Genomic DNA, 13,355 nt, shown 5'->3' on the forward strand with positions numbered 1-13,355 from the left:
GCTTTTCAGCGCGCCGCGCTACTTGTATATGAAAAAGATAGTATTAGCTGCGTTAGGAACCTCCTTGCTCTTCGCCACTGCGGGTTGCAAAAAGGACATCCTGGACGAAAAACCACAATCAGTAACAACCCCCGACTTTTTGGGTACGCCGCAGGGGATTGAAGCCGGCGTAACGGGCGTGTACTCGGGCCTGCGCCTGCTCCACGGCAACGACGCGGCCTTCTTCTCCACGGAAGCCGGAACGGACCTTTGGACAAACGGCATTTCGTCGAGTAGCGGCCTGAACGACTACAACCCGAATGACCTTACTGCCGCCAACGCGAGTTCTACTTCCTTCATCTGGAGCGCATCCTACCAGATGATCAACGACGCCAACGGCGTGTTGAAGTACTCGGCTACGGTGCAGGGCATGGACCCGGCCCGTCTCAAGCAACTAATAGCAGAAACGAAGCTGCTGCGGGCGCACTACTACTTCGTGCTGGTGCGCCACTTCGGCGACGTACCGCTGATGCAGACCTTCATCGACGCGCCCACCAAGGACATCAGCCGTGTGCCTCAGGCCCAGGTGTACAATGCCATCATTGCGGACCTCACGGACGCCATGAACAACATCGCCGACAAGCCTGCCCAGCCGGGCCGCGCAACGCGCGCCACGGCCCTGCACATGCTGGCGAAGGTATATCTGGAACGGGCTACCTCGACGGCCAAGCAAAGCGACGACTATGCTAACGCCGCCAAGTACGCCAAGGAACTCATCGACAACCAAAGCCGCTACGGCTTGGGCCTGGAAGCCGACCCAGCTACCGTGTTTGCGGAAGGCAACGAAAACGGGAAGGAAGTACTCTTCAACGCGCAGTTCAACGGCGACGCTAGCTTCTCCCGCATCGACGGCTTCACCTTTGGTGGGGAAAACGTAGCTGGCTTCAACTTCCGCAGCCGCTACGACCTGATTCCTAACATGACCCGCGACACGAACTATGGCCGTCCTTTTGCGCGCCATAGCACGACTCACTTCTTGGAGGATTCTTATATCCTGCGCGATGCCAGTGGCAATGCCCTGGAAACAGGCGCCCAGTTGCGTTCGACGGACTCTCGCTACAGCAAGTGGTTCACCACGGTTTATAGGGTTAATTCGCCCGGCTCCAATGGTGGCAGCGCCAGTGCTGTAGTCGGTGACACATCGCTTTGGTATCCGGGTCGTGAGTTGCCGGCTGCCGTACTAGCGCGCATCGCGGCCCGCAAGCCAGTTGCTTACCGGGTTATTCAGCCCAGCCAGTATACCACGGAATACTTCCCGACCCTCAACAAGTTTGATTCGCGGAACCGCACGTCGTTCCAGGGTTTCTCGACTCGGCCGAACATCATCTACCGCTTGGCCGAAACGTATCTGATTGCGGCCGAAGCCAATTTTTACCTGGGCAACACGTCGCAGGCCCGCGATTACATCAACGTAGTGCGTCGGCGGGCAGCTGCAACGGGTAAGACTACCCAAATGGAAATTGCTGCCAGCCAGGTGAATATCGACTTCATCCTCGATGAGCGCGCCCGCGAGCTTTGCGGCGAGATGCTGCGTTGGTACGACCTGAAGCGCACCGGTAAGTTGCTGGAGCGGGTGAAGCTATACAACCCACCCATCACGCGCCTCGCGACGGGTATCTACGGGTCTAACGCTGCCCTCAACATCAAGGATTACCATGTGTTGCGGCCTATTCCGCAGACCGAAATCGATCGTACCGGTGGTAAGATCACCCAGAACCCTGGGTACTAAGTCAAGCATATTTCTTAAGGAACGGCCAGTTATGCTGGCCGTTCCGCTTTTGCTACTCTACGGCCGTAGCGCACTCGTTCTTCCAAATTTTGCCGTGATTTGTTTTCATAAGTCATTGTATATCAATGAAATACAAATATATGTTGGTGTGGCTGTTTTGTGTGAGCCTAGTTACGGCGAAAGCACAATCGAATGCCACTAACGGCATGCCCCGCCTTGTCAAAACCGGGCAAAGCACCCAACTGCTGGTCGACAACAAGCCCTTCTTTGTGTTGGGTGGGGAGCTTGGCAACTCCACGGCTTCCAACACGGCCTACATGCAGCTCTTCTGGCCCAAGCTGAAGGCCATGAACCTGAACACGGTCATTGCGCCGGTGTATTGGGAGCTGATGGAGCCCACGGAAGGCAAGTTTGACTTTACACTGGTGGACGACCTGCTGCGCGACGCCCGCAAAAACCAGATGAAGCTGGTGCTGCTGTGGTTCGGGGCCTGGAAAAACAGCATGTCGTGCTACGCCCCGGCCTGGGTGAAAACCGATCTGAAGCGCTTTCCGCGGGTGGAAGACGACAAGGGCGTGCCCCAGGAAATCATGACGCCCTTCGAGCCGCGCAACCTCGAAGCCGACCGCAAGGCCTTCGTGCAGCTTATGCAGCATTTGAAAGAGGTGGACGGCAAGCAGCATACCGTCGTGACGGTGCAGGTGGAAAACGAGATCGGCATGTTGCCCACAGCCCGCAGCTACGACGCCCGCGCCAATGCTGCCTTCAAGCAGCCGGTGCCCGCCCAATTGCTCACCTATTTGCAGCGCGAGCGCAAGACCCTGAAGCCGGAATTTGCGGCTATCTGGCAGCGCCAGGGCGCCAAAACCAAAGGCACCTGGGAAGAAGTATTCGGCAAAAGCCTGGCGACCGACGAGATGTTCATGGCCTGGTACTTCGCCACCTATACCAATGCGGTGGCCGCTGCCGGCAAAGCCGCTTACCCGTTGCCGATGTACGTGAACGCCGCCCTGAACCGACCAGGCGTAGTGCCGGGCAAATACCCCAGCGCCGGCCCATTGCCGCACCTAATGGACATCTGGCTAGCCGGCGCCCCCGATATCGACATCCTGGCCCCCGACTTCTACAATCCCAACTTTGAGCACTGGTGCGACCTGTACACGCGCGGCGGCAACCCGCTGTTCATCCCCGAGCATCGCTTCGAGGACGGCGTGGCGGCCAAAGCTTTCTTCGCCTTCGGCAACTACAACTGCCTCTCGTTTTCGCCTTTCGCCATTGAAGGCAGCGACACGCTGAAAGGCGCGCCCATCAGCAAAGCCTACGAGCTGTTGCAGCAAGTGAGCTTTCTGCTGGGCAAGCACCAGCCGCAAAACCAGGTGCGCGGCTTTCTGGTGGAAAAGGACTCAGCCGCCCGCACCGCCACGCTCGGCGACTACCGCTTCACGGCCAAGCACGAGTACACGCTGGGCTGGTCGTTGGGCGCGAAAAAGGCCGAGTGGACGCCGGGTGGTGGCCTGATCATCGCCGTAGCACCCGACGAATTTTACGTGGTCGGGACGGGCATCGTCCTTACCTGCGAGCCAACGGCCAAAGGCAAGCGCGCGGGCTATGTCAGCGTCGACGAAGGCCATTTTGAAGGAGAAAAATGGATAGACGGCCGCCGCATGAACGGCGACCAGGACCACCAGGGGCGCCACGTGCGGGTGCCAGGCGACGAATACAGCATTCAGCGGGTTAAACTCTATACCTATTAACGCGCTAACACAGAGTTATTTATGGATTACAAAGGCACCAAAGAGCCAACCACTACGGGCTACTTCTTACGGCATACGGGCTTGCTCTTGCTCGCCACAACTTGTAGCCTGTTGCTGCCCTCGCCGCAGGCCGCAGCGCAAATACGCTTGCCTAAGTTGATCAGCGACGGCATGATTTTGCAGCGCGACGCCAAAGTGAACATCTGGGGTTGGGCGGCGGCCGGCGAGGCCGTTACCGTGAAGTTCAGCGGCCAAACCTACCGCGCCACCACCGGCCACGACGGCAAATGGACCATTGCCTTGCCCGCCCTGAAAGCAGGCGGCCCGTACGAAATGAACCTTGATGCCAGTAATCATTTGATTATCAAAGATATACTGGTGGGTAATGTGTGGGTGTGCTCGGGTCAATCGAACATGGAAACGCCCATGTCGAGGGTGCGCGACCGGTACCCCGATGCCGTTGCCCAGGCGAACAACCCCATGATTCGGCAGTTCAATGTGGATCTGCGCTATGCCTTCAACGGCCCGAAAGCCGACCTGGCCGGCGGCCGGTGGGTAACGACCACGCCCCAGAATGTGCTGGCCTTCAGCGCCGTGGGCTATTTCTTCGCCAAAACGTTGTTCGAGAAATACCACGTTCCCATCGGCATCATCAAATCGGCGGTGGGTGGCTCACCGGCCGAAGCCTGGTTGAGCGCCGATGCTCTGAAGGCGTTCCCAGCTTACCAGCAGGCGGCCGAAAAAGTAAAAGACAGCACCTACGTAGCCCGCACGATTGCGCAGGATCAGGCCGCTTCCCGCATGTGGTACACCAACTTGCGGCAACAGGATCAAGGTGAGGGGAAGGGCACAACGCCCTGGTACGCAACATCTTACAACGCCGCAGACTGGAAAACGATGAAGATTCCCGGTTACTGGGCCGACCAAGGCTTAGGGCCCGTGAACGGCGTGGTGTGGTTTCGCAAAGAAGTAGAGGTGCCGGCCAGCATGGTGGGCAAGCCCGCCCGCCTGGAGCTGGGCACCATCGTGGACAGCGATTCGGTGTACATCAACGGGCAGTTTGCCGGCACCACCGGCTACCAGTACCCGCCGCGCAAGTACGACCTGCCGGCCACCTTGCTCAAGCCCGGCCGCAACCTGATTGTGGTGCGCGTCATCAACAACTCGGGCAAAGGCGGCTTTACGCTCGACAAACAATACCGCCTCACGGCCGACGGCCAGACCCTGGATCTACGCGGCGATTGGCAGTATAAGCTCGGCGCGACGGCCCAACCCGCACCGGGCTCCACCACTTTTCAGTACCAGCCCGGCGGCCTGTTCAATGGCATGATTGCGCCGTTGCTGCCTTACTCGATTAAAGGCATATTGTGGTACCAGGGCGAATCCAACACCAGCAAGCCCGAAGAATACCAGCAGTTGCTCACGGCTCTTATTGCCGACTGGCGCACGCACTGGAAGCAACCCAAACTGCCGTTTATCTATGCGCAACTCCCCAATTTTATGGCCGTCAAAGAGCAGCCCAGCGAAAGCGAATGGGCCCGACTGCGCGAGTCGCAGCGCCGCACGTTGGCCGTGCCGAACACCGCCATGTCGGTCAACATCGACTTGGGGGAATGGAATGATATTCACCCCCTTGCCAAAGAAGACGTGGCCAAGCGGCTGGCTTTGGCCGCCGAGAAAGTAGCCTACGGCGAGAGCAAAATTGTGTCTTCGGGTCCGTTGTACCAGAGCATGCAGGTGGCCGGCAATAAGGCTACGCTCACGTTCACGAACACCGGCAGCGGGCTGGTGGCCAAAGGCGGCGGACCGCTAAAGCGATTTGCCGTAGCCGGCGCCGACAACAAATTTGTGTGGGCCAACGCCCGCATCGAAGGCAACAAGGTGGTCGTCTGGAGCGAGCAAGTTGCTACGCCGGTGACCGTGCGCTACGCTTGGGCCGACAACCCGGAAGGAGCCAACCTCTATAACAAAGAGGGCCTGCCAGCTTCTCCTTTTACGACTGCAAAGTAGGTTTCATAACGATTTGTAAATCTGATGATTATGCAAGGAGGAAGGAAAATCAAGAGCAGCCTGCTTCTCTCAGTGGCGGTAGCGGCGCTGGGCATGCAGCAGCTACAGGCCCAACAGAAAGCAGTATATCTCGATCCGGCGCAGCCGCTGAATGCCCGCGTCAACGATCTGATTTCCAAGCTCACGCTGGAGGAAAAAGTGGCCCAAATGCTGGACCAGAGCGCGCCCGTGCAACGGCTGAACATTCCGGCCTACAGCTGGTGGAACGAGGCTCTACACGGCGTCGGCCGTTCTGGGCCGGCCACGGTGTTTCCGCAAGCTATTGGCCTGGCCGCCACCTTCGACGACGACTTGGCGCAGCGCGAGGCCACCGCAATTTCCGACGAAGCCCGCGCCATGTACAACGCGGCCATCGCCCAAAATCACTACGTCAAGTACGGAGGTCTCACGTTCTGGACGCCCAACATCAACATCTTCCGCGACCCGCGCTGGGGCCGCGGCCAGGAAACCTACGGCGAAGACCCCTACCTGACTTCGCGCATGGGCGTGGCCTTCGTGAAAGGCTTGCAGGGTAACGACCCCAAGTATCTGAAAGTGGCCGCCTGCGCCAAGCACTACGCCGTGCACAGCGGCCCCGAGAAGCTGCGCCACGAGTTTAACGCCGAAGCTAGCCCCCAGGACCTGCGCGAAACCTACCTGCCCGCCTTTCACGCGCTGGTGAATGCGAAAGTGGAGGCCGTGATGTGCGCCTACAACAGTACCAACGGCGAGCCCTGCTGCGGCAATACCTTCCTGCTTCAGGATGTGCTGCGCAAAGAGTGGGGCTTCCGCGGCCACGTCGTCTCGGATTGCGGCGCGCTGGATGATCTGTACCAGGGCCACAAAGTGGTGAAAACCAAGACCGAAGCCGCGGTGCTGGCCTTGCAGCGGGGCGTCAACCTCAACTGCGGCGACACCTACACCGAGTTGACGGGAGCCGTGAAGCAGGGCATGTTGAAGGAAGCGCAGCTCGACAGCTCGCTGGCCGTGCTGCTGCGCACCCGCTTCAAGCTGGGGCTGTTTGACCCCAAAGGCATGACGCCTTACGACCAGATTCCGACGTCCGTTATCAACAGCGCCGAACACCGGCAACTAGCTAAGGAAGTGGCACTTAAGTCGGTGGTGTTGCTCAAAAACAACGGCGTGCTGCCGCTACGCAATGATTTGGGTAAGTACTTCGTGACCGGCCCCAACGCCACCAGCGTTGATGCCTTGTTGGGTAATTATTACGGCGTCAATGGCCAGATGACCACGATTCTGGAAGGCTTGGTGGCCGGCGTGCGACCGGGCAGCCAAATCGAATACAAGCAAGGTATGCTGCTGGACCGGCCCAACGTAAATCCCATCGACTGGACCACCGGCGAAGCCAAGCTTACCGATGCTACCATCGTGGTGATGGGCATCACGGGCTTGCTGGAAGGCGAGGAGGGAGAGTCGATTGCCTCGTCGCATGCCGGCGACCGCCTCGACTACAACCTGCCCCAAAACCAGATCGACTTTCTGAAAAAGCTCCGCAAAGACAACAAGCACCCCCTCATCGCCGTCGTGACGGGAGGCAGCCCCATGAACCTGGCCGAAGTACACGAACTCTGCGACGCGGTGCTGCTGACGTGGTACCCCGGCGAAGAAGGGGGCAGTGCCGTTGCAGATATCATCTTCGGGAAAGCCTCGCCTTCGGGCAAACTACCCGTGACCTTCCCGAAATCCTTGGATCAGTTGCCGGCCTACGAAAGCTACGGCATGAAAGGCCGCACCTACCGCTACATGGACGCCGAGCCACTCTACCCGTTTGGCTACGGGCTGAGCTACGCCAAATTTGAATACGGTGGCATAAAGCTGTCCAGCAAGAAACTCGCTAAGGGTAAGCCAGTTGAGGTAGAGGCCACTGTAAAAAACACCGGCACGATGGCGGGTGAAGAAGTGGTGCAGCTCTACCTGACTCATACGGCCCGCAAAGGCAGCCAGACGCCTTTGTACTCGCTGAAAAGCTTCAAGCGTGTGAGTCTCCAGCCTGGCGCCAGCACTACCGTCCGGTTTACGCTCACTCCCGATATGCTGGCTCTGATCAATGAAAAAGGCTTGGCGGTGGCACCTACTGGCCCGGTAAAAGTCTGGGTAGCAGGCTCCTTGCCCTCACAGCGCAGTCAGGAGCTTGGCGCTGCCAAAGCCGCTATGGCCACCTTGGCGGCCAAGTAAGATCTTTCCATAATGCATAAGATTCACTACCCACTGTAGAAGGAAATGAAGTCCATTGGCTGGCCTTTTCTGCGAATTGAATTATTCGCGGGGATACTTAGCTGAACCGTTAGCTTTACTGCAGCTCGCCATTTGATTATTTGAAGATATTCTGGGAAAATATTTTCATTCCTGATCCTGTAAAAACTACCTATCGAAACCGTTTCCGGAATCGGTTTCGATCTTTTTGTTTGCAAATTAGCCTTCTAGAGGCCCTTCGGTGTTGACGCCGATCGTTTTTGTTGTAGTATATTCGATGGCAAGTTGGTCGTAAATCTCGGCTATTGCTTTGTCAACTCATAAGGCAAACGGGCGGCACCAAAGAACATAAAATTGTACTTTCCCGTTTTAGAAACGATTGCGGGATTCCGTTATTTATCCATTTTTGTCAGCGCTTTTCTGAATCAGTAACAACATGAAATACCTCTTAGGGTACGACATTGGGAGTTCATCGGTAAAAGCTTCCTTGCTCCGCATCGACACGGGCAAGTGCGTGGCCGCGGCTACCTCGCCCAAGCAAGAAATGGAGATTACCGCCGTCACTGCCGGTTGGGCCGAACAGCGCCCCGAGCGGTGGTGGCAGGAAATCATCAACGCGACGCACAAGCTCAAGGAATCGTACGGCTTCGATGCTTCGCTGGTGGCTGGCATTGGCATTACTTACCAAATGCACGGCCTCGTGCTCATCGACCGCGAGGGGAAAGTATTGCGCGACGCCATCATTTGGTGCGACAGCCGCGCCGTGGACATTGGCAATCAGGCTTTTGCGGATTTGGGCGAAGGGTTTTGCCTGAGTAATTTTCTCAACTCACCCGGCAACTTCACGGCTTCCAAACTGAAGTGGGTGAAGGACAACGAGCCCGAAGTCTTCGAGCAGATTCACAAAATCCAGCTTCCCGGCGACTACATCGCTTTTCAACTAACCGGCAACCTCCAAACCACGGTTTCGGGCTTGTCGGAAGGTGTGTTCTGGAATTTCAAGGAGCAGCGCATCGCGGAGGAACTGCTTGACTACTACGGTATTAGTCAAGATTTGCTGCCGGAAATAGTCGATACGTTCTCGGTGCAGGGCCAGCTTACGCAGGCCGCGGCCACGGAGTTGGGGCTGCACGCGGGCACGCCCATCAGCTACCGCGCCGGCGATCAGCCCAATAACGCCTTCTCACTCAATGTGTTACAAGCGGGCGAGATTGCTGCCACGGCGGGCACGTCGGGTGTGGTCTACGGCATCAACGAAACGATGACCGCCGATTCTAAGTCGCGGGTTAACACGTTTGTGCACGTCAACAACACCGCCACTAAGCCTAAAAATGGGGTTTTGCTGTGCGTCAACGGTACGGGCATCCTGAACAGTTGGCTGCGCAAGCTGGTAGGCGAAATGCCTTACGACCAAATGAATCAGCTGGCCGCGCAAGCCTCGATTGGCTCCGAAGGCTTGGTGTTTCTGCCGTTTGGCAACGGCGCCGAGCGCATCCTTGAAAACCGCCCCACCGACGCTCAGCTTTCGGGCTTGAGCTTTAATATTCATGCACAGGCCCATGTGCTGCGGGCGGCGCAGGAAGGAATCGTGTTTGCCCTCAACTACGGCATGGACATCATGCGCGAGTCGGGGGTGCAGGTGCGCAAAGTGCGGGCCGGCAACGCCAATATGTTTCTAAGTCCGGTGTTTCGGGATGCCTTTGTAAACAGCGGCAACGTAGAACTAGAACTCTACAACACCGACGCCTCGCAGGGCGCGGCGCGCGGGGCTGGCGTGGGCGTGGGCATCTACCACTCCCCCGACGAAGCCTTCGTTGGACTGGAAAAAATACTGACCGTGGAGCCCACTGCTGCGGCGCAACAGCAATACCAAGCAGCCTACGCCCGCTGGCTGAACACGCTGCACCAAAAGCTGGAGCTGGAAGAGCGCAAAACGCCCCTTTTCAACTAAAGCAGGCGTGTTTTTGCAAGTAATTGATTGTCAAAGATTTACATATTAACCCACAACCGTATGTCAACCCTCACCCTAAGCAGAACGGAGTTTTTTAAAGGCATCGACAAAGTCCGGTTTGAAGGCCGCGAGTCGGATAACCCGCTGGCGTTCAAATGGTACGACGAAAACAAACTGATCGCCGGCAAAACGATGAAGGAGCACCTGCGCTTCGCCATCTCGTACTGGCACACCTTCACCGGCACTGGCGGCGACCCCTTCGGCCCCGGCACCAAGCACTTTCCGTGGGATGCCCAGGGCGAAATCATTGGGCGCGCCAAAGACAAAATGGACGCCGCCTTTGAGTTTTTCACCAAGATCGGGGCGCCGTATTACTGCTTCCACGACATCGACTTGGTCGACGAAGGCGCGTCGCTGCAAGAGTACGAGCGCAACCTAGCCACCATCGTCGATTACGCCAAGGAGCACCAGGCCGAAAGCGGCATCAAGCTGCTGTGGGGCACGGCCAACGTGTTTTCGAACCCGCGCTACATGAACGGCGCCAGCACCAACCCCGAGTTTGCGGCCTTGGCCTTCGCCGGCACGCAGGTTAAAAATGCGCTGGACGCAACCATTGCTCTGAACGGCGAAAACTACGTGTTCTGGGGTGGCCGCGAAGGCTACATGACGCTGCTCAACACCAACATGAAGCGCGAGCAGGAGCACATGGGCCGCTTCCTGACCATGGCCCGCGACTACGCCCGCAAGCAGGGGTTCACCGGCAAGTTCTTCATCGAGCCCAAGCCAGCCGAGCCGACCAAGCACCAGTACGACTTCGACGCGGCGACCGTGATCGGCTTCCTTAAGGAGCACGGCCTGGACAACGACTTCATGCTGAACCTGGAAGTAAACCACGCCACGTTGGCCGGCCATACCTTCCAGCACGAGCTGCAAGTAGCGGCCGACGCCAACATGCTCGGCTCGATGGACGCCAACCGCGGCGACTACCAAAACGGCTGGGACACCGACCAGTTTCCCAACAACATCAACGAGCTGACCGAGTCGATGCTCATCATCTTGGAGCACGGCGGCATCTCGCCCGGCGGCATCAACTTCGACGCCAAAACGCGCCGCAACTCGACGGATTTGGAGGACATTTTCATCGCCCACATCGCGGGCATGGACACGTTTGCCCGCGCTTTGGTGGTAGCCGACAACATTTTGCAAAAATCGCCTTACAAGAAGTTCCGCCAAGAGCGCTACGCTTCGTTTGACTCCGGCCAGGGCGCGGCTTTCGAGAAGGGCCAGCTCACATTGGAAGACTTGCGCACGTTCGCACTCGGCCACGGCGAGCCCGAGCAAAAGAGTGGAAAACAGGAGTGGCTGGAAAGCATTATCAACCAGTACATCTAAGCTCCGTACTTGTGGGTTGGTACCCGCGCGACTGCAAATCTGAAGCAATTACATATCTTATTGGCTATCAAATAGATAGAAAATAAGCATTTGACTGCCTTCTGATAATTGCCGCGCGTGGGTGCCGCCCACCATGTATTTTTTCACCCCCTTCTGTTTCTGAGCTATGACTGACAAGCAAGTGTCTTTGGACGAACTAAGCGTAAACACGATCCGGCTGCTGTCGGTGGACATGGTGCAGGCTGCCAACTCCGGCCATCCTGGCTTGCCGCTGGGGGCTGCCCCCATGGCCTATGTGTTGTGGTCGCGCATTCTGCGCTTCAACCCGCAAGACCCAAAGTGGCCCAACCGCGACCGCTTTGTTCTTTCGGCCGGACACGGCTCGGCGCTGCTCTACAGCTTGTTGCACCTCTACGGCTACGACCTGTCGCTAGACGACGTGAAAGCATTTCGGCAGCTCCACTCCAAAACGCCCGGCCACCCGGAGTCGAACCTGACGCCGGGCATTGAGGTAACTACCGGTCCGCTGGGACAAGGCTTCGCCAACGGCGTGGGCATGGCCATGGCCGAAGCTCACTTGGCGGCGGTGTATAACAAACCCGGCCACGAAGTTGTCGACCACTACACCTACGCCATCGTCAGCGACGGCGACCTGATGGAAGGCATCGCGTCGGAAGCCGCCTCGCTGGCCGGTCACCTGCGTTTGGGCAAGCTCATTTATCTCTACGACGACAACGACATCTCGCTCGACGGGCCCACCCGGTTGGCCTATACCGAAGATGCTTTGGCCCGCTTCGAAGCCTACGGCTGGCACACCCAGCGCGTGCAGGACGGCAACGACCTCGACGGCATCGAGCAGGCCATCAAAGCAGCGCAGGCCGAAACCGGCCGTCCTTCGATTATTTCCGTCAAAACCATCATCGGCTACGGCAGCCCGGGCGAAGGCACAAGCAAAGTGCACGGCTCGCCGCTGGGCGTAGAAAATCTGAAAAGAGCCAAAGCCTTCTTCGGATTCGATCCCGAGCAAAGCTTTGTAGTGCCCGACGAAGTGCGCACGCACTTGGCCGAAGCCGGCCAGCAGGGCGCCCGCCTTCAGGATGAATGGAACCAGAAATTTGAAGCCTACAGCCAGGAGTTCGCGGCCGAAGGCGAACTGTTCCGCGTTTCCTTCGCCGGCGATCTGCCCAACAACTGGGACGCCGACTTACCCGTGTTTACGCCCGCCGACGGCGATATGGCTACCCGCCAAGCCTCGGGGAAAGCGCTGACTGCCTTGAAGAAAAGCGTACCGTTTCTGTTCGGCGGCTCGGCCGACTTGGCCAGCTCCAACGAAATGCCCACCAGCGGCGACATCAGCTTCCAGCCGGGGCACTATGACAACCCCAATATCTGGTTTGGCGTCCGTGAGCACGCCATGGGCGGCGCCATGAACGGGATGGCCCACCACGGCGGCGTGCGCCCCTACGGCGGCACGTTCCTTACCTTCTCCGACTACATGCGCGGCGCCATCCGCCTAACGGCGCTGGCCGAATCGTCGGCGACGTTCGTGTTTACCCACGACAGCATTGGCTTGGGCGAAGACGGCCCGACTCACCAACCTGTCGAGCAGGTAGTTGCGCTGCGCACCATCCCAAACATCATCGTACTGCGCCCCGCCGACGCCAACGAAACCGTGGAGTCGTGGCGCCTCGCCTTGACCAAGCCCAAGTCGCCGGTTGTGCTGATTTTGTCGCGGCAAAAGCTCCCTACGCTCGACCAGTCGAAATACGGTTCGGCGCGCGAAGGCGTCGCCAAAGGCGCGTACATCCTGAGCGACTCGGCCGAAACCCCACAGCTGATTCTGATCGCGACGGGCTCGGAAGTTTCGCTGGCCATGAAAGCCCAAGCCGAACTGACGAAAGAAGGTACGCAGGTGCGCGTGGTAAGCATGCCGTCGTGGGAACTGTTTGAGCAGCAAGACGAAGCGTATCGCCACCAAGTGCTGCCGCCCTCGGTGCGCAAGCGCATTTCCATCGAGGCGGGCTCCCCGATCGGGTGGCACAAATACGTCACCGACGAAGGCACCGTGATTGGCATGAACAGCTTCGGCGCGTCGGGTCCGGGCGAGGAAGTAATGGAGTTTTTCGGCTTTACGGTCGAAAACGTGCTGCAAAAGGCAAAAGCTTTGTTGCAAGATAAAGCCGTGGGTATCGAGCCCAAAGAGGTACTTTCCTAACTTTCGGCTTCG

Annotated in this window: 7 protein-coding genes; all 7 read left to right on the forward strand. The window is 58.2% G+C overall.

Going from position 1 to position 13,355, the window contains the following annotated elements:
- Nucleotides 1-28 precede the first annotated feature (28 nt).
- The 7 genes from FHG12_RS09200 to tkt all read left to right on the forward strand — a co-directional run bounded on the left by FHG12_RS09200 (nucleotide 29) and on the right by tkt (nucleotide 13,343).
- A complete protein-coding gene (locus FHG12_RS09200; RefSeq protein WP_139515454.1) occupies nucleotides 29-1,768 on the forward strand; it encodes a RagB/SusD family nutrient uptake outer membrane protein in 1,740 nt (579 codons plus the stop codon).
- A gap of 125 nt (nucleotides 1,769-1,893) precedes the next feature.
- Nucleotides 1,894-3,522, forward strand: coding sequence for a GH35 family beta-galactosidase (locus FHG12_RS09205; protein ID WP_230471340.1), 1,629 nt, complete (start codon nucleotides 1,894-1,896; stop codon nucleotides 3,520-3,522).
- Nucleotides 3,523-3,543: 21 nt separating this feature from the next.
- Complete coding sequence (locus FHG12_RS09210; protein WP_139515455.1) at nucleotides 3,544-5,532, forward strand: sialate O-acetylesterase; 1,989 nt, start codon at nucleotides 3,544-3,546, stop codon at nucleotides 5,530-5,532.
- Nucleotides 5,533-5,562: 30 nt separating this feature from the next.
- The gene (locus FHG12_RS09215; RefSeq protein WP_230471341.1) at nucleotides 5,563-7,767 is read left to right on the forward strand and encodes a glycoside hydrolase family 3 N-terminal domain-containing protein; all 2,205 of its coding nucleotides are present in this window, start codon (nucleotides 5,563-5,565) and stop codon (nucleotides 7,765-7,767) included.
- Between the two features lie 454 nt (nucleotides 7,768-8,221).
- Nucleotides 8,222-9,736 carry a xylulokinase gene (locus FHG12_RS09220; RefSeq protein WP_139515456.1) on the forward strand — a complete coding sequence of 505 codons (1,515 nt, stop codon included), beginning with the start codon at nucleotides 8,222-8,224 and terminating at the stop codon, nucleotides 9,734-9,736.
- Between the two features lie 60 nt (nucleotides 9,737-9,796).
- Nucleotides 9,797-11,128: a xylose isomerase gene (xylA, locus tag FHG12_RS09225; RefSeq protein ID WP_139515457.1), complete on the forward strand. Its 1,332-nt coding sequence runs from the start codon at nucleotides 9,797-9,799 to the stop codon at nucleotides 11,126-11,128.
- Nucleotides 11,129-11,294: 166 nt separating this feature from the next.
- Nucleotides 11,295-13,343: a transketolase gene (gene tkt, locus FHG12_RS09230; RefSeq protein WP_139515458.1), complete on the forward strand. Its 2,049-nt coding sequence runs from the start codon at nucleotides 11,295-11,297 to the stop codon at nucleotides 13,341-13,343.
- The last annotated feature ends 12 nt before the right edge of the window (nucleotides 13,344-13,355 follow it).

Source organism: Hymenobacter jejuensis, from assembly GCF_006337165.1.
Lineage (GTDB): Bacteria > Bacteroidota > Bacteroidia > Cytophagales > Hymenobacteraceae > Hymenobacter > Hymenobacter jejuensis.

Bases quoted from the DNA above. Each gene is read 5' to 3' on its own strand.
- FHG12_RS09200 (WP_139515454.1), top strand. From the start codon at position 29: ATGAAAAAGATAGTATTAGCTGCGTTAGGAACCTCCTTGCTCTTCGCC.
- FHG12_RS09205 (WP_230471340.1), top strand. From the start codon at position 1,894: ATGAAATACAAATATATGTTGGTGTGGCTGTTTTGTGTGAGCCTAGTT.
- FHG12_RS09210 (WP_139515455.1), top strand. From the start codon at position 3,544: ATGGATTACAAAGGCACCAAAGAGCCAACCACTACGGGCTACTTCTTA.
- FHG12_RS09215 (WP_230471341.1), top strand. From the start codon at position 5,563: ATGCAAGGAGGAAGGAAAATCAAGAGCAGCCTGCTTCTCTCAGTGGCG.
- FHG12_RS09220 (WP_139515456.1), top strand. From the start codon at position 8,222: ATGAAATACCTCTTAGGGTACGACATTGGGAGTTCATCGGTAAAAGCT.
- xylA (WP_139515457.1), top strand. From the start codon at position 9,797: ATGTCAACCCTCACCCTAAGCAGAACGGAGTTTTTTAAAGGCATCGAC.
- tkt (WP_139515458.1), top strand. From the start codon at position 11,295: ATGACTGACAAGCAAGTGTCTTTGGACGAACTAAGCGTAAACACGATC.